At 45.1% G+C, this 22735-nt stretch carries 23 protein-coding genes; 15 read left to right on the top strand and 8 right to left on the bottom strand.

Annotated features, from left to right (window positions below; genetic code table 11):
• Positions 1-55 precede the first annotated feature (55 nt).
• From DMB88_RS26010 to DMB88_RS26000, 3 genes are all read right to left on the bottom strand, one after another.
• Positions 56-1498, bottom strand: coding sequence for a HAMP domain-containing sensor histidine kinase (locus DMB88_RS26010; protein ID WP_128103645.1), 1443 nt, complete (start codon positions 1496-1498; stop codon positions 56-58).
• Between the two features lie 19 nt (positions 1499-1517).
• The gene (locus tag DMB88_RS26005; protein ID WP_128103644.1) at positions 1518-2216 is read right to left on the bottom strand and encodes a response regulator transcription factor; all 699 of its coding nucleotides are present in this window, start codon (positions 2214-2216) and stop codon (positions 1518-1520) included.
• 242 nt (positions 2217-2458) lie between these two features.
• Entirely contained in the window at positions 2459-3643 is a 1185-nt protein-coding gene (locus DMB88_RS26000; RefSeq protein ID WP_128103643.1) for a PQQ-binding-like beta-propeller repeat protein, read from the bottom strand.
• 351 nt (positions 3644-3994) lie between these two features.
• Here DMB88_RS26000 and DMB88_RS25995 point away from each other — a divergent pair, with 351 nt between their 5' ends.
• Positions 3995-4528 (top strand): GNAT family N-acetyltransferase, encoded by a 534-nt coding sequence (locus tag DMB88_RS25995; protein ID WP_128103642.1) that lies wholly within the window; start codon positions 3995-3997, stop codon positions 4526-4528.
• A gap of 186 nt (positions 4529-4714) precedes the next feature.
• Here DMB88_RS25995 and DMB88_RS25990 read toward each other — a convergent pair whose 3' ends face one another.
• On the bottom strand, positions 4715-5533 hold the full coding sequence (locus tag DMB88_RS25990) for a helix-turn-helix transcriptional regulator (RefSeq protein WP_128103641.1): 819 nt from the start codon (positions 5531-5533) through the stop codon (positions 4715-4717).
• Positions 5534-5776: 243 nt separating this feature from the next.
• On the opposite strand from DMB88_RS25990, the gene DMB88_RS25985 reads away from it, so the two are divergent.
• Positions 5777-6553 carry a sugar phosphate isomerase/epimerase family protein gene (locus tag DMB88_RS25985; protein ID WP_128103640.1) on the top strand — a complete coding sequence of 259 codons (777 nt, stop codon included), beginning with the start codon at positions 5777-5779 and terminating at the stop codon, positions 6551-6553.
• 67 nt (positions 6554-6620) lie between these two features.
• Positions 6621-7640, top strand: a complete 1020-nt coding sequence (locus DMB88_RS25980) for a Gfo/Idh/MocA family protein (protein ID WP_128103639.1) — start codon at positions 6621-6623, stop codon at positions 7638-7640.
• Between the two features lie 159 nt (positions 7641-7799).
• Here the strand turns inward: DMB88_RS25980 and DMB88_RS25975 are convergent, their stop codons facing one another.
• A complete protein-coding gene (locus tag DMB88_RS25975; RefSeq protein WP_128103638.1) occupies positions 7800-8750 on the bottom strand; it encodes an aldo/keto reductase in 951 nt (316 codons plus the stop codon).
• Between the two features lie 110 nt (positions 8751-8860).
• Positions 8861-9865 (bottom strand): Gfo/Idh/MocA family protein, encoded by a 1005-nt coding sequence (locus tag DMB88_RS25970; protein ID WP_128103637.1) that lies wholly within the window; start codon positions 9863-9865, stop codon positions 8861-8863.
• 119 nt (positions 9866-9984) lie between these two features.
• Between DMB88_RS25970 and DMB88_RS25965 the strand changes: the two genes are divergently transcribed.
• The 3 genes from DMB88_RS25965 to DMB88_RS25955 all read left to right on the top strand — a co-directional run bounded on the left by DMB88_RS25965 (position 9985) and on the right by DMB88_RS25955 (position 12144).
• Entirely contained in the window at positions 9985-10821 is an 837-nt protein-coding gene (locus DMB88_RS25965; RefSeq protein ID WP_128103636.1) for an AraC family transcriptional regulator, read from the top strand.
• 183 nt (positions 10822-11004) lie between these two features.
• Positions 11005-11424, top strand: a complete 420-nt coding sequence (locus DMB88_RS25960; RefSeq protein WP_128103635.1) for an Rrf2 family transcriptional regulator — start codon at positions 11005-11007, stop codon at positions 11422-11424.
• Between the two features lie 270 nt (positions 11425-11694).
• Positions 11695-12144 (top strand): nuclear transport factor 2 family protein, encoded by a 450-nt coding sequence (locus tag DMB88_RS25955; RefSeq protein ID WP_128103634.1) that lies wholly within the window; start codon positions 11695-11697, stop codon positions 12142-12144.
• A 211-nt stretch (positions 12145-12355) separates the two neighbouring features.
• Here DMB88_RS25955 and DMB88_RS25950 read toward each other — a convergent pair whose 3' ends face one another.
• Positions 12356-13726, bottom strand: a complete 1371-nt coding sequence (locus tag DMB88_RS25950) for an MFS transporter (protein WP_128103633.1) — start codon at positions 13724-13726, stop codon at positions 12356-12358.
• Between the two features lie 207 nt (positions 13727-13933).
• On the opposite strand from DMB88_RS25950, the gene DMB88_RS25945 reads away from it, so the two are divergent.
• From DMB88_RS25945 to DMB88_RS25910, 9 genes are all read left to right on the top strand, one after another.
• Positions 13934-14257 carry an ArsR/SmtB family transcription factor gene (locus DMB88_RS25945; RefSeq protein WP_128103632.1) on the top strand — a complete coding sequence of 108 codons (324 nt, stop codon included), beginning with the start codon at positions 13934-13936 and terminating at the stop codon, positions 14255-14257.
• A gap of 187 nt (positions 14258-14444) precedes the next feature.
• On the top strand, positions 14445-14633 hold the full coding sequence (locus DMB88_RS25940; RefSeq protein ID WP_128103631.1) for a hypothetical protein: 189 nt from the start codon (positions 14445-14447) through the stop codon (positions 14631-14633).
• A gap of 115 nt (positions 14634-14748) precedes the next feature.
• The gene (locus tag DMB88_RS31580) at positions 14749-15162 is read left to right on the top strand and encodes a hypothetical protein (protein ID WP_254438354.1); all 414 of its coding nucleotides are present in this window, start codon (positions 14749-14751) and stop codon (positions 15160-15162) included.
• Entirely contained in the window at positions 15156-15668 is a 513-nt protein-coding gene (locus tag DMB88_RS31575) for a WYL domain-containing protein (protein ID WP_254438353.1), read from the top strand. Before DMB88_RS31580 ends, DMB88_RS31575 begins: the two co-directional genes overlap by 7 nt.
• Positions 15669-15692: 24 nt before the next feature.
• Positions 15693-16691, top strand: coding sequence for a C39 family peptidase (locus tag DMB88_RS25930; protein WP_254438352.1), 999 nt, complete (start codon positions 15693-15695; stop codon positions 16689-16691).
• Between the two features lie 16 nt (positions 16692-16707).
• On the top strand, positions 16708-17727 hold the full coding sequence (locus DMB88_RS25925; RefSeq protein WP_128103630.1) for a hypothetical protein: 1020 nt from the start codon (positions 16708-16710) through the stop codon (positions 17725-17727).
• Positions 17728-17948: 221 nt separating this feature from the next.
• The gene (locus DMB88_RS32220) at positions 17949-18194 is read left to right on the top strand and encodes an aspartyl-phosphate phosphatase Spo0E family protein (protein WP_128103629.1); all 246 of its coding nucleotides are present in this window, start codon (positions 17949-17951) and stop codon (positions 18192-18194) included.
• 438 nt (positions 18195-18632) lie between these two features.
• Positions 18633-20333 carry a DUF6138 family protein gene (locus tag DMB88_RS25915; RefSeq protein WP_368028225.1) on the top strand — a complete coding sequence of 567 codons (1701 nt, stop codon included), beginning with the start codon at positions 18633-18635 and terminating at the stop codon, positions 20331-20333.
• Positions 20334-20367: 34 nt separating this feature from the next.
• Positions 20368-21417: a hypothetical protein gene (locus DMB88_RS25910; RefSeq protein ID WP_128103628.1), complete on the top strand. Its 1050-nt coding sequence runs from the start codon at positions 20368-20370 to the stop codon at positions 21415-21417.
• Between the two features lie 171 nt (positions 21418-21588).
• Here DMB88_RS25910 and DMB88_RS25905 read toward each other — a convergent pair whose 3' ends face one another.
• Positions 21589-22698: a stalk domain-containing protein gene (locus tag DMB88_RS25905; protein ID WP_254438351.1), complete on the bottom strand. Its 1110-nt coding sequence runs from the start codon at positions 22696-22698 to the stop codon at positions 21589-21591.
• Between the last annotated feature and the right edge of the window lie 37 nt (positions 22699-22735).

Raw genomic sequence — 22735 nt, 5'->3', positions numbered from 1 at the left:
GACACCTTGAGGAAACCTTATCTAATTATGAATAAAGTATTACATGGTCAGCAGGTTAACAGATGGGCAGATGAATCTGAAAAATCGTACCTTGTCCTTCTTTACTCGAAAAGGTGATCTGACCTCCATGTGCTTCAACAATGCTTTTGCAGATGGATAGACCTAGACCCGTTCCCTCCTGCACATACGAATTAGAAGGTGAAGATGCGCCCTTAAAATATCGTTCAAATATAAAAGGCATATCCTGAGGCTGAATACCTTGCCCCGTATCGGCAATAGTCAGTATAAATTGTTCAGCATTCAGCTCGGTCATAATCCGAATCGTATCTCCAGGAAAGGTATGTTTAAGGGCATTGAATACGATATTGGATAGAACCTGCTCCATTCTCGTTGAGTCAATCCGCATAAGCACATTAGGGATCAATGCCGGTTCTTCATAATTCAGACCTCGCATCTCCACCATGTGTGCAATGGGCTGTAACATATGTTGAAAGGTGGCAAGGCTATACACTTCGCGAGGCTCGACCGAGATCTGACCTAGCTCCTGCAAAGCGTGAACGAGCAGATCTTCAACCAATCTAGCCGTTTTATCCGTATGTGTTCGCATGATCTCCATATACTCCATCAACGTTTGTTCATCAGAACATAAACCTTCGAGAATTGCCTCTATGTATGCCTTAACTGTTGTAATGGGTGTTTTGAGATCGTGCGATATATTAGTGATCAGTTCTTTCTGTGCTTGTTCCTGCCGGATACGCTCTGCACTCAGATGCATGATCTCCGCGCGCATCAGATCAAGTATGGCGTATAATTCACCCATTTCATCTACTCTGGTGTATTGAATGGGCTGATCGTACTTCCCTTTGAGAATAGACGCTGCGTGTTCTTTCAATTGATTGATCGGAGAGAGCAGGTTCTTCTTAACCTTTCGTTTCATAGCGATCAGACAAGCGCCTAACACGAGGGAGACACCAGCTAATGCAAGCATGACCCAAAAGGCGAAAGTGAGCGGCTGCTCAACAACAACCATAGATAGGGGAACTGTAAAGATGGCATTGCCGATCTGGCTTCCTTGTCGTTCATCGATGACTGGAAAGGCGATGTGGAGTGATTTGTTTTCATCCCTAACCTGTGCCGCTTGATTCAGATCATAATGCAGTACAGATTGCAGATTCAGCCGCGTGCCCTCCAAGGAAGGGCTAGAAGATACGACCACAACACCATCTAATCCAAGATAGGTCAGCTCAATCCCATTCTCTTGCGCGATAGATCGTAAATGATCCTGCGTTGCCGGATCCGTTAACTGCTGCTGTTTTTGTCCAAGTTCAAGAAGAAGGGGGTTAACCGTAAGCCGCACCTGACTAATGGATAGATTGGAGGTGTTGTTTTGCCTGTCCATAAGCAGATTCACGAAAAGCATCAGACTGCATGTGATCAAAATCATTAGCAGAATGAAGGATGTGCGTAGCCAACGTTTGGACCACATATGTAGTGACATTTCGGTGCCTCCCTTTGGCTTACTCATGGTTGAACTTGTAGCCGACACCCCAAACGGTTTTCAGTAGAAGCGGCTCGGAAGGGTTTGCTTCAATTTTCTCTCTCAATCTGCGTATATACACGGTAACGGTATTCTCATCTCCATAAGCGGTGTAACCCCAGATCGCATCTAGAAGCTGTGACTTCGAGAAAACCTGATTTTTGTTGCTTGCCAGATAGTGAAGTAACTCAAATTCTTTGGCAGAGAGTGAGATCTCTTGATCATCTAACGTTACTTTGTATCCCTTCTTATCAATGACGAGGTTAGACAGCCTCAACAGATCGGTAGAGACACGTTCCGTTGTCAGACGATCATATCTGCGGAAGTGTGCGTTGATCCGAGCGAGTAACTCACTGAGCGAGAAGGGTTTGGTCATATAATCATCAGCGCCAAAGCCTAACCCCAGCACTTTATCCGTATCGCTGCCCCTCGCGCTTAATATTAATATCGGAATATTGTTACGGCGCCGAATCTCACGGCAGACCTCGATGCCGTCCAGATCTGGGAGCATAATGTCCAGAATGATGTAGTCTGGCTGCAGCATATCCATGATGTGCAATCCATCTTGACCGTTACTCGCAATCGCAGCTTCGTAGTTGTTCTTGATCAAATAGTCTCGCAGAATGCGTGAAATATCCTGTTCATCTTCAATAATGAGAACTTTGCGTTTAGATTCCATGGCTATCGCTCCAGTTCGAAAAAATATGAATGGCTCTGCTATGTATAAATAAGAATTAATCAAAGGTTGGTGTTAGCGTACTATGGTTAACTATACAGGTTTGTTGAAGAAGCGTCATGGGGGAGTTTGAAGACTTCAACGTTCGCGCAAAGGAAAAACCACCACCTGTCGGAGTGTGTATCGTAGATACATTTTCCGAGGAGATGGCGGCTTCTCTAACGATATTGCTAATTCATAACTTGTTAGTAATCTATTCGTGTCAGGTCATAATTCACGATCGATTTTCCCGTATAGTCCACTACAATAAAATGGGTTCTGTTATTGAGGAGCTCGTAGTTTGCATTACTATAGAAATCTCGTTCTGTTTCAGTGAAGGCTTTAATTACATTCAGATTGGTTGAATCCAATATGTTGATTTCGTAATCCTTTCCTTTTTTAACGGTGAACATGATACTTTGCTGATCCTTTGAAACCTCGATCAGTCGCATGAAACGGTTATAACCTGTAGCGATGGGTTTGTATGATTTGCTTGCCAGCAGTTTACCATCTGAAGCATACAGCTTTAATGAATTGTTTTTACCATCCATAAAGAGCAGACGATCCTGGAGTGTGTAGGTCTCCGTCCGTTCGCTTACATATGGAAGTTTTTTTGTCCATTTTAACTGCCCTTTAGGATTGTAGGCTTTGAGTGTTACCGCATTTTTGACAACGTTTTGAGTAACGAAAGTACCATCCCCTAGTACATTGACGGGAATGTATGATATTCCGTTCTTCACCGTTACGATTTTTTTTCCTGTAGCAAGATTTAAAATATATGTATTAGGGTCATCACTATAGGTTTTGGCAAATACATAATCACCTTCTATGCCAACGATGGAATACGGCAATGTATATTTTTTGGTTCTCCGGCCATTAGAATCATAGTGATATAAGGTGGCTTTATAATCTTTTGAATGCGAAGCGACATACAGACTTCCGTCCTTACCCGGATACATGTCACTCTCATAGGAATGATATGCAACATCTTTGTTGAAGGGTAGAGTACCCGTCCATGTTTTCTTACCGCTTGCTAAGTTCATGGCACTGACTTTGTTGTTCTTGTCGAACATGAAAATGTACCCGTCTTCTGAAGGGACAAAATCAAAATTTTCAAGGATAGACCATCGGAGAGTTCCCGATAAGGGATCTATATTTTCTAAATAACGTTTCCCTCCAACCATTTTATAACCAAGTAGGCTCTGATTACCTCGGGAATCCACAACGACCCCAGGGATTATATTCCAAGGAAGACTCCATTCCCCCTTGTCAATGTTGTACACCCATTCGGGCTCCGGAAGGTCTTTCGCCTCAGCGGAATTGCCTAGTACCAATAGTGGGCTAATCAGACTGGCAATAAGCAACGATTTAATAAACGTCCATTTCAACATGCAACAACTCCTCTAATATAGGTATTTTATACTATATCACATAAGGAACATTTTGGAATTATGTGTCGAATTAGCGCGTTCTATTTCTTGGACAATTGTAGAACCGCATACTTTTGGCGAAAATAAAGATGATATATTCTACCTCTATAGAAAATATCAATCTAAGAATAGAAACAATTAATCATCAACTGTGAAAGATGCATGCTACAATGACGAAAACATATAATCCGTAGTTGATAACTAGGATTTTTAAAGTTTTTATGAGAGTACTCTTTTTTTAATCTGGAACTTAATCACGAATGAACGATGAACGACTTATTGATCCTGTGTAATTATAGAGGGGGGTTAACATTGACAACCAACATAACTGTGGAGCTGGCGCATGAGAAAGATTATGCGGAGATTGTAGATGTGCTTGTGACGAGTTACACCGAATATGAAAGTGCGTTTAACGATAAGGAGCGCTGGGATAAGTATATTGGGGAAATTAGAGAATCACTTCATAACCCGTCTATTGCACAATTATGGGTAGCTCGAATAGAAGAAAGCATTGTGGGCACAGTCCAATTGTTTGAGACGGCTCAAAAAGCGTATGCCGGCTTCGAGTCGCCAATTGATTACCCGTTTATTCGCTTACTTGCTGTTCATCCAGACTGGCGGGGGCATGGTGTTGCGCGGGCATTGCTTGATCGTTGCGTCGAATCTTCCAAAGAGTTCAATCGTGATTATGTTTATCTGTATACAAGTCCTAGTATGCTTAATGCCGTAGCGTTGTATCGACGATTTGGTTTTGAAGAAGATCCGGACTACCATATTGGGAATGATGAGTTCGGTGCGATCTGCTTCAGATATCCTACACATGTTCAACAAGTGGAGAGTGTGTAAATATCTAGTTTGAGAAAGAATTCAACTGGAAAAATATCTAATTCTATCGTTAGAGTGAGCGCTATAACAATAGGAGAAGACGACACCTAGCCCTGCCCTTCTAAACTTTAGCTTATGTGATTAAGCCAGGTCTAGAGGAGTAAGGCTCCTTGGTGTGTCCGAAAATATGTTTCTTAACCACTTCATTCAAACGTGCTCTAGATCCATTGGTGGATGGGACTGCGATTCCCGATATTCCGCAGGTGACATCCCGAAGTGTGTACGGAAGACCCGATGAAAATAGGAATAGCTTGCAAATCCACAGGATTCAGCAATATGTTCCAATGTCATTTCACTGTATTTCATACGCTCCAGCGCAGCATTCAGACGAATTTCGATGGCATATTGAATCATAGTCTGACCATAGTGCTCCTTGAACAAACGTACTGCACGTGACAGGCTTAGTCCTGCGTATCGTGCTGCCTCTTCCAGTTTGAACGTTACGGTGGCATGCTCCTCGATGAAACGTTTCAGCTTCAAGGCCGAGGAGACGGCACGGTCGGTCTGAATGTTTTCTTTGATCGCTCGGTCAATGTATAAGCACAAGCCACGAAGGAGTGCATCGTTTAGCTCGGCATTTTCTTCTAGGGGGCCGCGCCGCTTCTCCAGTAGCATGTTTCGCCATAGACTAACCAATTTGTCATCTAAGCCGATGCGGCTGAGGGTAGGTCGTGCTGTTTGCCCCCACCATTGTTCAATCCAGCTTCCCTCGCAAAATAAATAATAATCCCCACTCGACAAACGTCCCTCTTTATGTGGCTCTTCTACGACAAGACGATAATCATCCCCAGGCTTAAGTAAGAGGAGATCCCCACTGGTCATGGTAAATTCCTCATCTTGGATATAGATCTTGCATGTACCTTCGGTCTGGAGGCGGAACAAAAAGCTCTGTAGGTTGCCCCTCATATTATGATTAAATGCTTTGTAATGGTAGGAGTAGTCGCAGATCAGTACTGTAGTTTCCATTGGATGTAATCCTCCTGTATGTAGGTGTAGCATGATGCTCAACAATACGATTCATTCACGGTCATACCGTATATTTCGTGATTGGAATTTAACATGGAAATTCATGTTAACCCACGTCAGAAAAATTTGATCAAATAGTTCATGGTTTGACGATATTGTATATGTTCATTCTAGCCTGTTTTGCGGTAGGATGAAACCAGATAGAGCAATGAAAGCAAATTCTAGAGCAGAGGTGTAGATATCATGGGAAAACGTAATATTGGATTGCAATTGTTCACACTCCGCGATGAGACTGCAGCAGATTTCCGTGGAACTTTGCGCAAAGTAGCTGAGCTTGGTTATGAAGGCGTGGAGTTTGCTGGATATGGAGATATTCCTGCCGAAGAAATGAAAGCGCTACTAGACGAACTAGGTTTGAAAGGATTCAGCAGCCACGTTTCACTGCATGCAATGCGTGAGAACCTACAACAACAAATCGATTACCTCAAAACGATTGGGGCTCAATATATGATCTGCCCTTACTTGATGCCAGAAGATCGTCCAGAGGACGCAGAAGGCTGGAAGAAACTGTTTGCTGAGCTTCAAGGATATGGGGAAGAGGTTACAAAACAAGGCTTGATCTTTGGTTACCACAACCATGATTTTGAATTCCACGGCCAAGTTGGCGATGAGAATGCCTTTGACGCGATGTTTACTCAAACGACACCAGAGTCCGTACAGGTTGAGATGGACGTATGCTGGGTTCAGTTTGCGGGACAAAATCCAATCGAGTATATTAATAAATATGCGGGACGTTTGCCGCTGCTTCACTTGAAGGATTTCAGCAAAGACGAACAGGGTCAGATGAAAACACTGGAACTGGGACAAGGTTCAGTTGATCTGCCAGCCGTGATTGAGGCAGCTACCAATGCAGGCGTAGAGTGGCTGATTGTAGAACAGGATGTATGTCAGAATCCACCTCTTGAAAGCGTAGCCAACAGCTACAACTGGCTGAAACAGAACTACTTGAACCAATTTTAATCAGAGCATTAAGCATTCATAACAGAAGATGCAAAGCTAATCTACTTGTCAAAGGAGACATTTGTACATGAGTAAAATTAAAGTTGCTGTATTCGGCTGTGGAGCCATTGCCGAGCGCAGACATATTCCAGAATACGCTGATAATGAACATGTTGAGCTTGTCGCTTTTGCCGATCCGATTGTGGAGCGTGCAGAGAAAATGGCTGAAACTTACGGTGGTAAGGCATACTCCAGCTATGAAGAATTGCTTGCTAACGAAACGGTTGACGCGGTAAGTGTATGTACACCGAACTACCTGCATGCTCCGATGGCTATTGCTGCGGCGAACGCTGGTAAGCATGTATTGGTAGAAAAACCGATGGCTGTATCTACTGAAGAAGGCGAGCAGATGATTGAAGCTGCTAAGAAAAATAACGTATTCCTTATGGTTGGACACAATCAACGTCTGATGCCTCCTCACGTGAAAGCGAAGGAAATTCTGGATTCCGGTAGACTGGGTAAAGTATTGAATTTCCGTACTTCCTTTGGTCACCCTGGACCAGAGGCTTGGAGTGTGGATGGCGCTGAAAGCTGGTTCTTCCGTAAAGAAGAAGCGATCATGGGTGCGATGGGCGACCTGGGCGTACACAAATCCGACTTTATCCGTTACTTGCTGAGTGATGAAGTATCCGAAGTGGCTGGATTCATCAGCACATTGCACAAAGAAGGTACGAAAGTAGACGATAACGCAACATGCCTGCTGCGCATGAAGAGCGGTGCAATCGGTACTTTGGTAGCTAGCTGGACGCAATATCGCGCAGGGGACAACAGTACTGTTCTATGGTGCGAGAATGGTGTGATGAAGATTGGTACAGTCGATGGTGACGAGGTTATCGTTGAACTGACGAATGGTACAGTTGAAACTTACAAAGTAGGCGCTATGGCTACGAATGAGAAGCAAGTACCAAGTGGTGTCATCGATGCATTCGTAGAATCTATTGTTACGAACACACCTCCAAGCATCTCTGGTGAAGAGGGCCTGCGTTCCCTACAAGTCATTCTGGCTGCCTTCGAATCGGAGAAAACAGGTCAGATCGTAAAACTGTAATACTGTAAATACGTTATAATAGCTGAAAAAAGAAAAAGGCATTCATGATCGTTTATCCCCTATATCATTTATGTCCTGAAATATATCGAAAAGGCTCACTTCCAGTAGATCTGGGAGTGAGCCTTTTCGTTTCAATAGATAATCTTTACAATGACACAACTACAGAGATGAAGGCTTCTCATCACTGCCAAGATCTAACCAATTCACTTCTTGAGTGGATAGGGAGATGCGTGATCCTTCGTCGCAGGACAGCAGTTCTGCCTGGTTTTGAGCGCCGATCAGCGCACACGTTGGGAAGGATTGATTCAAGACATACGCAAGGGCAATCTGAATTGGTGTTGTTTTCTTGGCTGCAGCCAGCTGTTCAGCTCTGTGCAGTCGTTCCCAGTTGCCATCGCTATAGAACACACGCACCAGATCTGCATTATCCCGTACTTCTGGTGTGAAGCGACCTGTGAAGAAACCACGAGCCTGGGAAGACCAGGACAGCAAAGGCAATTGTGTGCGTTCGTGCCAAGCCAGCGTCTCTGCATCTGCGGATACACAGCCTGCCCAAAACGGTTCATTTGCTTTGGCAAGACTGAGGTTCGGGCTGCTGAATGTAAATCCTTTCAGACCATGGGCTGCGGCATAGGCATTGGCTTCTTCTAAGCGTTGCCAAGTCCAGTTGGATGCACCAATCGCACCAATTTTGCCTGCTTCAATATGCTCGTTCAGCGCTTCAAGAATCACACCAACGGCAACATTCGGGTCATCGCGGTGCAAGGCATATAACTCGACATGAGGGGTCTGGAGTCGTTCCAGACTCGTCAGTAGGTCGCTGCGAATGGCATCAGGATTAACCCGTGGGCCGTCCTGGTTGTGGTGAGCACCCTTGGTCAGAATGACAATCTCATCACGATTGCCGCGCTCCTGCATGTAACGTCCAAGCACTTCTTCACTCTGTCCTCCGCAATAGATATGAGCCGTATCCACGGTGTTTCCACCGATGGACAGGAATGCATCCATATTCGCTGCAACTTTTTCATAGGCGTCATGTACAAAATAGTCCGTGCCTTTAATTAACCGGGAGATGCGTTTACCTGCACCATCAATCGTAATATATTCCATATTTACACACCGTCCTTATATATAGTTCGTGTTCTGGCTGAATCCCATATTTATACTGTGATGCCGTTAGGCATGCTTCGTAATCAAAAGCGAACTTTTTGAACAACCTCTTAAAGTGTGATTCGTGTACGTTCTTCTGCTGAGCGCAGACAAGCTTCGAGCACCTTCATGTTGGATACGGCATCGGCAGGCGCGAAGCGCAGTGCCTCACCATGAAGTACAGCACGTGCCATATCATCTCCCTGAAGGGAATAGTGATTCACTTGCGGAACAACAACCTCTCTACGATCTCCACCTGAAGTAACGTAGAAGTTAGATCCTGCATCTGGATTGCTTATATAAGCAGAAGGTACTTCAATTAGACCATCTGATCCGAGAACCTCCAGCGTATTACGGAATGCAGCCCACATGCTGCTGTCAAACGTAACACCAACTTGGCCATCGAACTCCAGCAATCCTGAAGCCATCATATCCACATGGTCATGTTCAGGAGAGAACAGGCCGATTACCGTTGCTGCAATAGGCTCTTGCCCTAAGATTAGACGTGCAGCACTGATGGAATAACAGCCGATATCATATAGAGCTCCGCCGCCCCATTCCCGTTTGAATCGAACGTTACCATCCGAACCGGAATTGTTGAATGAAAATGTACTGTGAATTCCGCGAACTGTACCAATTTCACCGCTAGCGATAATCTCTTTAATCTGATCATAACGAGGGTGATGGCGATACATGAGTGCTTCCGCAAGTTTTACCTTAGCATCCGCACATGCTTGAACCATTTCCTCGGCTTCCTTCGCAGTCAGCGCGAGTGGTTTCTCGCACAGAATGTGCTTGCCTGCTTCTGCGGCGCGAATTGTCCATTCCCGGTGCAGATGGTTTGGAAGGGGGATGTATACAGCATCGATGGAGTCATCAGCAAGTAATGCTTCATAACTGCCGTATGCTTGATCTATACCTAGTTGGTCGGCAGTCTGTTTCGCTTTTTCTTCATCCCGACTGGCAATGGCAGTGACTACGTTAAGCTCGGATTGTTGCAGACCCGGAATAACGGAGCGTACAGCAATGCTAGCGCTACCAAGAATGCCCCAACGCAATTTACGATCTGAATTCATAGTTGTATTCCTCCTGTATATGAATGTATATTGTGATTATATGAGATACATGAATGAATTAAAATGATAATATATTGATTATAGTTAACACAAAATTGTTAAGTAGGGAGAAACGGTTTATGTTAAGACAGACAACGCTGCTGACCCTTCAAAATATTCCTTATTTTTGTTATCCCGAGTCGATTGGACACTATACAGAACACATCCAACATAACGTTTGGCGTGAAGCAGGTGCGCTCAACAACTTCAACATTCACTACGTTGCCGCAGGCAAAGGATACGTTGAAGCAGACGGTGTCGTGCATGAGCTTCGAGCTGGACAGGCTGTCCTGTATTTTCCGCAGCAGCAGCAGCGATACTTCAGTAGCGAAGACGATCCATGGGATGTGCGTTGGGTTCATTTTTATGGTGATCGGTTGCATGATTATATGATTGAGCGAGGTCTGCACCGTAACCTGTTATGGACGCTGCGTCAGCAGGCCCCGTGGGAAGAAGCACATCTGGCACTGCTCACGGAAGCGGAACAGAATCGAATGCTGCGGCCAGCCCAGTTGTCCACGCTCACCTATGCAGTATTGGCTGAGTTCGTTCAGCATGCGGTTCCACTGAAAAACACACGTACAAGCAACGCCGAAAGCCGTGTGCTAGCCTTACTTCCACAGATGCAGCAGGAAGCTTGTCAGCCATTCTTGCTACAGGATTGGGCTGATCTGGCGGGAGTAAGCTCGTACTACTTTTGCAAATTGTTCAAGAGCGCTGTAGAGATGACACCGATGGAGTTTATTACACGTTCCCGGTTACAGATGGCGAAGCAATGGTTATTGGAGCGGCCAACAGCTAATATTGGACAGATTGCAGAAGAGGCGGGGTATCCGAATGCCAGTTATTTTAACCGTCAGTTTATGGCAAGAGAAGGCATGACACCTACAGATTACCGAGGCTTGTACCATAGTTAGAATGAAAGAGGTTGTTCAAAAAGTCCGTTTTTGAATACGAAGGATGTCTGGCAGCATCACAGCGTCGAATATAGAATTCAGCCGAAATTAGGGAGTGCTAGCTGGAGAAGATGAGAAGTTTGACACTACGTTTAATCAGGTCTATTATGGATAAATTAAATCCGTATATAATGAGGTGCCCTCATGAAATATTCAAAAGCTACGAACTATGCCTTGCATACGATGCTGCATCTTGTAATTACCGAGCCAGAGCAGTTGGTTAGCGTACATCAGCTCGCAGAGCTACAGAAGGTATCGCCTACTTATCTATCCAAAATCCTCACCAAACTGGTCAAAGCAGGTATGATCGAATCGACCTCGGGAGCGAATGGAGGTTACCGTCTGAGTCGTAAAAATCCAGACCCTTCTTTTCTTGAGATTATCCATGCAATTGAAGGAAAGGCTTCTTTGTTTGAATGTACACAGAACCATAACAGCAGTTGTTTGATCCAAAGGGTGATGGTGCATGCGGAGGAGCAGATGGAGGACTATCTGAATAATCGCAAAATGTCTGAGTTGGCTGCTGAGATGAAGGCATGGCATTCTTCCCACACAGAGAAGTAGAATCTGGACAAGATGGGTCGTTGATTACAAACCAATACAAGTCCTAACAAACAAGGTCTAAGCGTAAACAGATAAAGTGTGCTGTTGCTCTTGGACTTTTTTTGTAGGGAAGATAAGGTGTTTCAATACATACCTCAGATGGGTAATATTCAAACGTATGGTCTGTTGTTGTGCCTGGTAAGAACAGGATGGTACAATGAATTAGAGTTTTATTGCATACATAGCACGAAGTATTTACGAACATATCTTACATCTCTGGAGGAACAACACATGAGCCAATCAACCATCACTGGACTGGAACGACTGCTTGCACTGGAGAGCATTAGAAACACCAAAGCACGTTATTGCCGCTTTATTGATACAAAACAGTGGGACGCACTGGGCGGGGTTTTCGCTCCAGATGCTGTAGCCGATTTTAGCACAGAAGGTAACCCTATTCCTGTATTGAACGGCCGCGACACGATCGTACAAGTATTCCGTGATCTTGTCGATGTAGCGGTAACGGTGCATCACGTACATAGCGCCGAAGTAGAATTTGTATCCGAGAACGAAGCCAAAGTTATCTCTCCGATGGAGGATTGGGTAACTTTCCCTGAAGGTAATGAAAATACATCTTTTCACGGGTTCGGGCATTACCATGAGACATTTGTGAAGATCGACGGGGAATGGTACATTCAGCACACAAGTCTGAAACGCCTTCGTCTGGATATGTTTGAATAGGTTCAATATCTAACCTTCATTTGATTGTTCAATTGAATTAGGAAAATAAAGACGCCATGAGTGCATGATATGTACTTATGGCGTTTTGTTTTGTATGTTAATGTGCGATTACCTGCACCATTGCAAAAAGCCAGGTGAATTCCCATGTGGAATTCCCTGACTTAGGATGTCTTGTGCTGTAATCCTGCTCACCTGTGAACACGTTCTAGAATCAAGCTGTCGTTTTCTTGCGCGATTGCATCCGTAAGTACAACTGAGAGAATATAACCGCTGCAAGTGCAACAACTGTCATGCCCCAGAAAATAATGCTATATGCTGAGGACAGTGTCCATTGTTGCATAGCCGTCAAGGCAACACCCGTCACAGCTACGCTGAAGGCGCCGCTGAAGAACTGGCTTAATTGGAACAGCCCCATGCCTGCACCAACCTGATCCATCGTTAGATTGCCTGACAGTTCATTGGACACGCTGGTTGTCAGAGCGGAGAAGCCCACACTAAGCAAAATGTATACCGCCATGATGGCGTAAATGCTGCTATGTGCAAATAGGGCGAACAAGCCAGCGGCCGCCAACAACAACCACGGTGCAAATCGCAGCAAGAGTGTATTTCCATGTCGGTCAATCATGCGGCCAATTCGATTGGACAGCAGCATCGATACAACTGCACCCGGGAAGATAACTAATCCAGATTGAGCAGGAGTCAGTGCATATAAATGAGCCAGAATCTGCGGCAATAGGAACAAGGTCGAGAAGTTATTAATGTACGATACAATGCCTAGTGAGCTGAGAACCATATATTTTTTGTCACGGAACAGTGCAGGCTGTACGAATGGATCCACTGCACGGCGAATCCGTAACCAGAATAGCAATAATGCAACAACCCCAACGACAATGGTTATCCACTCTCTTGAGGTGAGGAATAACAGAATGCCTGTTGTCCCAATGGCAAGTAGAAGCGCACCGAGTAAGTCAAACGAACCTTTTTTCGGCATCTCACTTGGGAGCAGTCTGAAGAATACAGGGATTAGGAATAGAGATAGTCCAGTAACGATAAACAGATCATGCCAACCTAAAAACTGTGTGATGCTTCCGCCGATGACCGGCCCAAGTCCAAGACCAAGAGAGCTGGCAGACATAATAACAGCCATCGATTTACCACGGCGATCACTTGGGATATAGCGAGTAATAAGAACGATAGCCAGTCCCGGAATGGATGCCGCACCCATCGCTTGAATCAAACGCGCAACGAGTAGCACGATAAAGTGGTTACTGAAAAAACCGAGAACCGACGCAGCGCCGAGCAAGGTAAGTCCAGTTGTAAACAAGGTGCGAATCGGCACAAAATCCGATAGACGTGAGAATGTAATGGAAGAGATGGCAAAGACAATAGAGTAACCTGTAACAATCCAGGAAGAAGCAACGGATGAGAGCGTGAATTCGGCTGCGATCTTGGGCAATGCCAGATTGAACATCATCGTGTTCATCACGACGAGTACAACCGTGAAGCCAAGCAAGCTGACGAGTAACCTTTCTTGTAGTCCGGAGGTTTGTTCTCCGGATGATGCAGTGACCGTGCTGTTCATATAAAACCTCCTATAAATTAGTATTTCGCAACATTTCAGAAACTACATGTAACATTTGCAAAATGTGATATGATGTTAACCCCTGCCTAACCGCATGGGTACATTAACGTAATGAATAAATAAAGTTCGATTGGTATCGAACTTTAGAAATATATCATGAATCTGTGCTAAAATACAATGGATAGTCTGAAAAAAGGAGACTACAGTATGAAAATATTGCATCATCCTCAAGTGAAGGATATCGAGCTTTCTTCCGTGTTGTATGCCTTGAGTGATCCAACACGGCTTGGTATTGTCGCAGAGGCAGCGAGAAGTGGAGAACAGCCTTGTAGTCATTTCCATGCACCTGTTGTGAAATCGACCATGTCGCACCACATCCGAACGTTGAGAGAAGCGGGCGTAATTCGAGTTAGAGTACAGGGAACGCAGCATTTCCTGACCTTAAGATCGGAAGATCTGGAACAACGTTTCCCAGGGCTCTTAGAGCCTTTATTACAGGCAGCAGCTCAAACGAATAGCGACCACGCCTAGAATTTGTCCTTTCTTCAAGCTGAAGAGGGGGCATTTTTTATTGCATCTAATCAGGGCGTGTCTTCAATCTCGCTTAAGGGCATCCTGCACCGCGTTTTCACAAACTGCTGCGACATTCTGTGTCGTACCATGACCTCTATAATAACGGTGAACACACCAAAACTTATTGAAAAGAGGTTCACAAACGTTGGCAAAAACCAAAAGAGGACGCGTGCTGTGGAGTCTTCCATCCAGAGGACGCGGAACATGTCCGGTATGTAGCAGTACACGTATCAAATTGTTGTATTCCCAAACCAAGACAGATGGCACGATGTTGAAAGTATGCAAGAAATGTTCGAAAGCAGTACAGTCCAGAGTGGATCAGGTGACTGTATAACGCAGCGCAGCCTGTTCGATTGAACAGGCTCTGTTGGTGTACCAGACAGGATTGGAATTCAGCGGAATGCTCTTATAATAGAAGCAGTGAGCTTAAGTGAAAAGGAGGTGGGAAGATGAGCAATATGCATCGTATTCACTGGTTTGACGAGCAAATTCGGAGTGGGCGTTTTCCTAATAGTGGCTGGCTCGCAAGAGAGTTCGAAATTTCGCGTCGACAAGCGCAGCGGGATATTGAATATATGGCGATCTCCCTACGTGCTCCTTTGCTATATATGGCGAAGTACCGTGGATATTGTTACGAGGATCAGACTTATCGTCTGCCCCATTTATATATGACAGAGGAAGAGCAGCAAGTGTTAAAATATCTGGCACATCGTTATCGGCATTATGATTATGAGCAGGCAGAGTCAGTGAAACGTGTCGCACATCTGCTTGAGCGTTTTACGTTGGAGGAACAATCTATGGGAATAGGGAACTTCCCGTATTTGCAGCGCAACCGAAACAACTGCAATGGGTTGAATTGTTAACCCATGCCATAGCCGATTCATGCCGAGTACACATTCATTATAGGGATCATGCCGGAGAAAGGCAGCTTTCTTTGTGCCCTCTCAAATTGATCTCACAGTTTAATGCCGATTATGTGATTGCTTATGAAGCAGACCCTGTGCAGCAAATGAGCATTCGGTTGGAAGGCATCGTTCATATGTCAATCTCGGAGGAGAGGTTCGAATACAAGGCGGATGCTCTGCTTGGTGGGTGGGAAGAGCCATTGCCAGTCCGCAAACCGTTCGTAGCGAAGATTCGCTTGAAGGAAATACAACAACTTGAACTGTGGCATGGATATGCGATTCGGGATCGACAGGATCAGATTTATTTTATTGAATTTCATGATACCGACGCGTTCCTCCAGCATTTGTTCCGTAGCGAGTGGGAGGAGCTGTTGTCGCCAGGTTGGCTCAGGAGAAAGCTTCAGCAACGCGCAGAGCACTTATTGGATAGATTAGCGGTTCAGCGGGAAGCAAACGTGGAATAGACAGCGTAGAAAGGAGGTCGTGTCTTGGCTGAAGTCATATTAGATAAACTCATGATGAAACGGGAATCCAAATCGTATGTGGATAGCCTGCATGCCATATTGACTCATACGGGTCAGTTTCAAGGCTCAAAATATATGCTTGCTGGATACACTGGCATGGCTTTTAAACTGGCGGTGCATCAGAAGTTACTTCCTATGTCGGTAACAGCCTACGGACAGTGGGGAGAAGCGCATCGTCCTGGCATTGATAACTTGGGTACCTTCACCATCTGGGATGGTGGACGTACACGACATTCTACGTTCAGTTATTACCAACAGGATGCTGTGAATTGGGTGAAACGTAGTCTGGATGAAGGTAGAGGTGTGATCTACTGGATTCCTGAATTCGGTGTCATTCACGGTTATGATGACAATGACCGAATCTTCTATGTGCAGGATGGGTGGAGTGAGGAATCACAAATTGTATTGTATGACAATTTTGGGCTGAATTTCACTGGCTTCTGGTATTGTCAGATATTCGGAGATCAAGTCCACATTGCAGAACAGGAGATGGTGTTGGAATCCTTACGGATAGCGATAGAGGATTGGGATACTCCGTATCGTCTGCTGCCGGATCGTAATATTACTTCTGGTAAGCTGGCTTACGATGTGTGGGTGCAGGCGCTGCAACGTACAGATTATGATGCATCAGGAGCGGCTTATATTTTGGACGTCTATTGTCAGTCCCGCACTGAGATTCAGATGTATTTGCAGAATGTACGAGAATTATGGAACGAACTGGATCAGGCTCACGCATGTTATCACCAGATTGGCGTATTAATCCACGAGATGAAAGTGTGCATCGTTCAGCAAGAGGGTAGATGGATCTTACGCCAAGACACTACTAATGAACTGGCACAGCTATTATTGAAGGCGAAGAGGCTGGAGGAGCAAGCCATCGATTATTTTCGAATGATCTCATCCCAATACCCTGATCGTAAACGCTCTACAGTACCCAGATGGGGAGCCCATTCAGCCAGATAGGAGGGAGGTGGTAGCGATGGAATCAAGGGTCCTATTGAACGGATTAATAGATCATTCACAGCAACGGCACATATCAGATGATCAGAGACGGTCGCGGGTCAAAAGCTCATATTCGGATGTGTTATATCGAATTTTGAAGCATCAACGATGGAATGATTTCACTCATGATACGATTGCGGGAATGACAGCAAGTAGTTTTCGATTGGTGGTTGATCGGCGTCTAACCGCAGAGTCAATCTCGGCATACAATTGGATGGCAGAGAATTTTGTAGCTGCTGACTTCATAGGTGTAACGGCGAGCCAGGCGGCAGGTTTTTCGTTTGAACCCACCTTTCCGCTATATCAGAAGCAGGCGTTGCATGATATCAAGGCAAGTATTAACCGCGGCGTGGGAGCTATTGTGTGGCATAATCAATTTGTCATTGCTGCTGGGTATGATGATACCGAGCAAGTGATCTATATTTGTAATCGTGAGGGACAGGAGATGCTTCCCTTGCCATATCATTCTTTTGGACAAAATGAATCCCCATATTGGTATTATCAAGTACTAGAAGCTCATCAATCGGTCGATGTATGGGAAGTCTGCAAGGAATCGTTAATCCAGGCTGTCTACAAATGGGAAACCCATGATTACATGCTGCCACCCCAAGATTATGCCTGCGGAGCAGAAGCCTATACGACCATTGCTGCAGCGCTTCAGTCAGGAACGTATGACACCGTTGAGGCGGAAATTGTCCTACGCTATTACGCCAAGTCCAGACAGGATATCGCGTTATATGTTGCAGCGTTGGAGCATCTGTCGGTACATATGGATCGGGTCATTCGGGAGTATGCCTTGCTGGCTGATCATTACTCCAACATCGTTGAGGTGATAGATGACTCAGCCGCTTGGGATGCAAGAGAACCGCAAAGTGTACAAGAGGTAATTGAGCAGATTCAGCGGGCAGGGGTCAGAGAGCAAAAGGCAATTGATGCCATTAAACAGGCCTTCCCCGAAACGATTGGTAATCGTTTTGCGGATATTGGATTGAGATAAACAGATGCATAAAGCAAGAACAGATAGGCATAAGCGCCTATCTGTTTTTTTATTTTACACTCTACAGCCAATGTACATATTTAGTGCGTATTTCGCCCTTAAAAAGAAAAATAATACAAAAATTCGATTTTGGGGTAATCCAAAACGATCAGTATTCCGAATATTATAATAGATGGTCTTTTTTGGATGAACAATACTGAAGGACAACAGGGGGCGGGAGTATGGTGCAGAATCCGGAAACCATTCAGGAATGTATTGAAAAGGCGAGACAGCGACTCTATCAGATTGCGAATCAATACCCGGATCTATGGCATCCCGAGGTGATTCGCCAGTCTATGGTCTTGGATGAACTAATCAATGAATATAACCAGGCGACCCGTATGAAAAAAACATCGAGCACGCTTCCTCATCATGAGAAACGTTGTAAGAACAAACAGACAAGTAGGATGTGCAGTTCGCCCATTTAGGTCTAATCTGAATCTGGCTGGTTCGAACGCTGCCGTGGGACAAGCTTAAACCCTGAAGCTGTAATTCGAATAGGAAAGAAGCATCAAACGTCATCCCTTCCCGGTTCCATAAGGAGGAGCATGCCGGTGGAAAGAGAAAGCATACCTATTCATGAAAATAAATGTAAGCGATATCATTGTTGATTCAATATATAAGTTGAACTATATCTACACGATAATGGAAAGGACAGAAATAACCAGAAGAAGCGAAGCGTTCGCCTAAACAACCGTTCGTAAGTCTCATTGTTTCGATCAGGCTTGTACTAGTAGAATAATAGGTGGTAGACGTATGTTAACACGCAGATATCAAGGATGGCCTAGGGCCAATCTGATTGTATAAGAGAATGTAGATACTGCAAGAGAAGAGTACATAACAGATAGCGAAAGGCAGGAGAACAAGTGACTACAACAATTAGTGAAGCTGTTGAAGAGATGGTTGCGGAGATACATGAATGGTTCGATGAACAGGCGAAACGCACAGATCTGGACAGCATTGTGCAACGAACTACGTTGCAAGTGGGTATTTTCAACGATATTTTGCTAGATTATAAACCTGGGCGAACAACGATAGATAGTGCAGACCTGGACTTGGACGATAGCTTTACATCGAAGAATGCAGGCTTCTTCACCCCGGAAGAGGTACGTTCGGTGATTCAACCGCAGCTTGTGGAGGTGGTCAAAGGCAAGTTGGAGCAATGGGTACATACTCCGATGATTGATTACCATTTTACCTTTCGCGGGAAATTCCCAACAACCGAAGGCAAGCTGCACTTAACGTTGCTGGACTACCTCCATGAAGAGAAGAGACAGCAATTACTTGAACGTGTGTATTCCTATGTAGTCAATAAGGTGGAGAATGGTACATATCCCACGAAGCCACTGGAATCGTTCTTCTTAACACGGCATCTTCTTGACGTGAACTTGTTTCCTGAATTAGATGTAGCACGAACGATAGCGATCTATAATCGGATTCAGGAGTTGAATAAGAGCCGTCCGGAGGCACTCGCGGAGCATCGTATGAACATGATCCATGCTCTAACCGATTGGGCTGAGAATCAATTTTTGCCGAAATATTATGATATTCAAACTTCTACCTACCGTGCGAATGAGTATACGCTCAAGCCAGGTGCAGTTCTAGAGCAGCAGGAGACCTGGCAACTGGATGAAAATGAAAACCTAGAACAGCTCTCGCAACCGATTGATCTGCTGTTATATGGAGCGGTTATGATTCTTCGGTACGAACCGAGCTACAGTAAACCTAGAGGTCTTACCTTCATGGAGCTTGCTGTGCAATTGGGCAGTAAAAGAGCAATACGTATGATGGATGAAGGTAGTGGAACTTTTAATAAGGAAGAAATCTGTGTCAAAAATAAACAGGTTGAGTGCAAAGCAAACGATGTATATTCGCTCATCACCATCCACATACGCCAGGAAGAAGCATCTGCCTATGAACAAGCTCTTACATTTATTATTCACTTACTGAAACGGGGATTCCCGAAACATTATAAAATCAAATTGAAATCTAGTGATAAGCAATATTTACCGATCAAAGGACTTGCCAAGTCCGATACACATCGCTTCTTCGCTAATGCCCTGCAATATGCAGGTCTGCATTCGCTTCTTGAACAATATGCTCGTGTAGCCATCGAACAATTCGAATTCTATGCAGATACAGAAGGGGAAAAGAACTGTATGACGGGCAGCTACGCAACTTTTGGACTGGGACTCACGGATGAGCAGTGTTTTCCATTGGTAGCGTACTACATGAATCATGTAGATGATGAGCACCAGCTGGTGCAGGATAAATTCATCACTGCGTTTGCCGAGAAATATGGTGTAACTACCCACTCTGCACCTATATTAGTTGATTGTCTGCGCCGTGCTACGGATAGCTTAAAGCTGAAGATTCTTCCTGATCTGGAAAGTGAAGACAAGCTGGCTCTGCTTGTGCAGCAGATGAACGGTCTAAAGCCTTATGAGGTTGAGCATGTGCTGTATCCAATCTGGGGCAAGGTGGAGAAATTAGCCACACTGGCTCGTAAGGCGGATGGAAGACGCAAAGAGTTACTGCTTGAACTGTTGCAAGCTGCGGGGAAATAAACGGTTAAGCTTGCCAACCAAGGAGGATGAGAGAATGGAATCGTTACAGCGAAGCGTGTGGGAAGGTCTATCCGCTCTAGAGAAAGAGGAATGGATGCACACAATTGCTCGTCAGCTACCAGAGCAGATGAGATATGAAGGTCTACAGACATTTGAACGCTACGGTCAGCGAACAGAGACCGGTGTATTCGTCTGTGGTGGGCAACAGTTTGTATTTGTGCCAGGAGATCGGGTAACGCTTGGTTGGGATGGCTGGCAGGAGGGGATGAACGAAGAAACGTCTGCCGACATGCTTGAAACGGTGAGTGAGTATGGCGTAGAGGATGTAGACTCGTTTCTGAGCGATCAGATGTCGCCTGTAAGGGAGGTAGAGATTGCCCCGATGCTGGTAGAGTGCCGCACTCATTCCCTTGGCTGGACCGAAGTGACAGAAGAAGAGGCAGTAGAGCAGGATGATACTGATTTTGCAGCAGCGTTGGAGGGGTTCAGGCACGGTAAGCTGAACGAATACGAACAATACCAACAGTTTCGCTTAGTTCGCCAGGGTGAAGATATCCGGATCTTTTGGTTCAATGAGGATTTGGCTCTTGAGGATCTACTGGAGGAAGAAGCGGAAGCGGGGTTTGGTGTGCTAACTGAGGATGAGTGGGAGTATTTGTATGGAGGCGGATGCCGTACGTTATTTCCTTGGGGCGACAGCTTCGATTACACCTTAAAATTAAAACACTTTGGTGACTTACAGGAAGCGGACGACCCCATGGATGATTCCACTGAACCTCTAACTGCCTTAGTAGATCAGTCTGACAGACCTTATGATCTGGAGCTACCCAACTTTTTTGGCGTGCAATTTGTCGGTGATCCATATACGTACGAACTTACGCTGGATGACGATGGAGAGATGCAGCCAAAAGGTGGAGACGGTGGCTCCATGATCTGTGGAGGTATGGGGCCATTAGTGGGCTTTCTTCCCGCCGCTACCGTATTTTATCGTGATGCCAATGCGAGTGATCTGGACTGGGAGGATCTGATGGATTGTATGCACTACAGGAGAATGATCCGTTTAACAGAGGTTGCTGAGTCCTAGTCTGGCTCTAGATGGTGTAACAAGGCAGAATATACGTAGCACCAACTGTACCTAAAACCTAAATCTAAAACAGAAGCCATACCCGAGAAGGACATCATCCGTTCCTACGGGTATGGCTTTCTATGATTCTATTTCGAAAAGGATAGCCTTGTATCGAATATCAACCCAAGCTTATTTCAGCTTCTGCACAGAGACTGCCATTTGCTCCAGTTGAGCGTGAGTTAATTGGTTGTTCGGCGAGCTTACCGTTACATAACAATCATCCAGTTGGAAGGTCAGTAGATCGGTTTGATCAGGAGTATACCACTTGGCAGATACGCCATTTGGTAATTTAACCGTTTTGCCATCATAGCTGAATGAATAGTCTTTGGGTGATACTGTTACGTTCATGCGATTGAATACAAAGTTTACACCATCACCACCAGCGCCTAAACTCTTGAATGCATCTCCGGCAACCATATGCTGCGGCGCATACGCGGTTTTGAATCCGTCGAACTTCGCAAATGCCTTACGGATGTTATCTTGTTGTTGCTTGGTGTAATTCACATCTGCGAAGGCCGTGATGCCTTGATCATTGTTGCTGTTGGTTTTCTGAACAGAGACCGCAACTTGTTGCAACTGCGCTTGCGTCAGCTTGTGGTCTGGGGAGCTAATGGTAACGTAACGATCATCCAGTTGGAAAGTCAGCATACCGGTTTTGTCTGGAGTGTACCATTTAGCAGTAACTCCGTTGGACAGTTTCACATTTTTGCTAGAATAGCCGTCTGAATAATCTCTTGGTGAGATATCAACCTTCATATGATTGAATACAAAGCTGACACCGTCGCCACCAGCACCTACGCTTTTGAACGTGTCGCCTGTAGTCATTTGTTGTGGTGCATAAGCAGTCTCGAAACCGTCAAATTGGGCAAAGGCTTTTTGGATCGCTTCTTTTTGCGCTGAAGTATACGTTACATTGGTGAGAGCTGTTGGATTGTTAGTCGCTTGACCGATAATCACTTGTCCTTTTTGGCTGTCATATGATACGGGTACATGCAGTGCATCAGCCAGTGCGCGTACAGGCAGATACGTGGAATTGTTATATGTGATTGGAGCTAGTTTGTTACCATTGCCATCTGTAGGTGAGTAAGCGGCACCATCGACGTTGAAGCTGATTCCGTGGTTAAGATAGGCGGAGATTTTCTCCAATTGTGTACCTGCAAATACTCCCGTTGCACCAGTTAACGTCATTCCCAGTACCATCATCGTTGCTACGGATTTCTTCATGTTTTTTTTCATCATCTATCTCTCCTTAGAGTTAAAATTGGTTGGTATCTTG

This window comes from Paenibacillus sp. DCT19, assembly GCF_003268635.1.
Taxonomy (GTDB): Bacteria; Bacillota; Bacilli; order Paenibacillales; family Paenibacillaceae; genus Paenibacillus.
The sequence above is the reverse complement of the archived record's forward strand: the minus strand, read 5'-3'. Positions and strand labels throughout refer to the sequence as shown.

Bases quoted from the DNA above. Each gene is read 5' to 3' on its own strand.
- DMB88_RS26010 (WP_128103645.1), bottom strand. From the start codon at position 1,498: ATGTCACTACATATGTGGTCCAAACGTTGGCTACGCACATCCTTCATT.
- DMB88_RS26005 (WP_128103644.1), bottom strand. From the start codon at position 2,216: ATGGAATCTAAACGCAAAGTTCTCATTATTGAAGATGAACAGGATATT.
- DMB88_RS26000 (WP_128103643.1), bottom strand. From the start codon at position 3,643: ATGTTGAAATGGACGTTTATTAAATCGTTGCTTATTGCCAGTCTGATT.
- DMB88_RS25990 (WP_128103641.1), bottom strand. From the start codon at position 5,533: ATGGAAACTACAGTACTGATCTGCGACTACTCCTACCATTACAAAGCA.
- DMB88_RS25985 (WP_128103640.1), top strand. From the start codon at position 5,777: ATGGGAAAACGTAATATTGGATTGCAATTGTTCACACTCCGCGATGAG.
- DMB88_RS25980 (WP_128103639.1), top strand. From the start codon at position 6,621: ATGAGTAAAATTAAAGTTGCTGTATTCGGCTGTGGAGCCATTGCCGAG.
- DMB88_RS25975 (WP_128103638.1), bottom strand. From the start codon at position 8,750: ATGGAATATATTACGATTGATGGTGCAGGTAAACGCATCTCCCGGTTA.
- DMB88_RS25970 (WP_128103637.1), bottom strand. From the start codon at position 9,865: ATGAATTCAGATCGTAAATTGCGTTGGGGCATTCTTGGTAGCGCTAGC.
- DMB88_RS25965 (WP_128103636.1), top strand. From the start codon at position 9,985: ATGTTAAGACAGACAACGCTGCTGACCCTTCAAAATATTCCTTATTTT.
- DMB88_RS25960 (WP_128103635.1), top strand. From the start codon at position 11,005: ATGAAATATTCAAAAGCTACGAACTATGCCTTGCATACGATGCTGCAT.
- DMB88_RS25955 (WP_128103634.1), top strand. From the start codon at position 11,695: ATGAGCCAATCAACCATCACTGGACTGGAACGACTGCTTGCACTGGAG.
- DMB88_RS25950 (WP_128103633.1), bottom strand. From the start codon at position 13,726: ATGAACAGCACGGTCACTGCATCATCCGGAGAACAAACCTCCGGACTA.
- DMB88_RS25945 (WP_128103632.1), top strand. From the start codon at position 13,934: ATGAAAATATTGCATCATCCTCAAGTGAAGGATATCGAGCTTTCTTCC.
- DMB88_RS31580 (WP_254438354.1), top strand. From the start codon at position 14,749: ATGAGCAATATGCATCGTATTCACTGGTTTGACGAGCAAATTCGGAGT.
- DMB88_RS25925 (WP_128103630.1), top strand. From the start codon at position 16,708: ATGGAATCAAGGGTCCTATTGAACGGATTAATAGATCATTCACAGCAA.
- DMB88_RS32220 (WP_128103629.1), top strand. From the start codon at position 17,949: ATGGTGCAGAATCCGGAAACCATTCAGGAATGTATTGAAAAGGCGAGA.
- DMB88_RS25910 (WP_128103628.1), top strand. From the start codon at position 20,368: ATGGAATCGTTACAGCGAAGCGTGTGGGAAGGTCTATCCGCTCTAGAG.
- DMB88_RS25905 (WP_254438351.1), bottom strand. From the start codon at position 22,698: ATGATGAAAAAAAACATGAAGAAATCCGTAGCAACGATGATGGTACTG.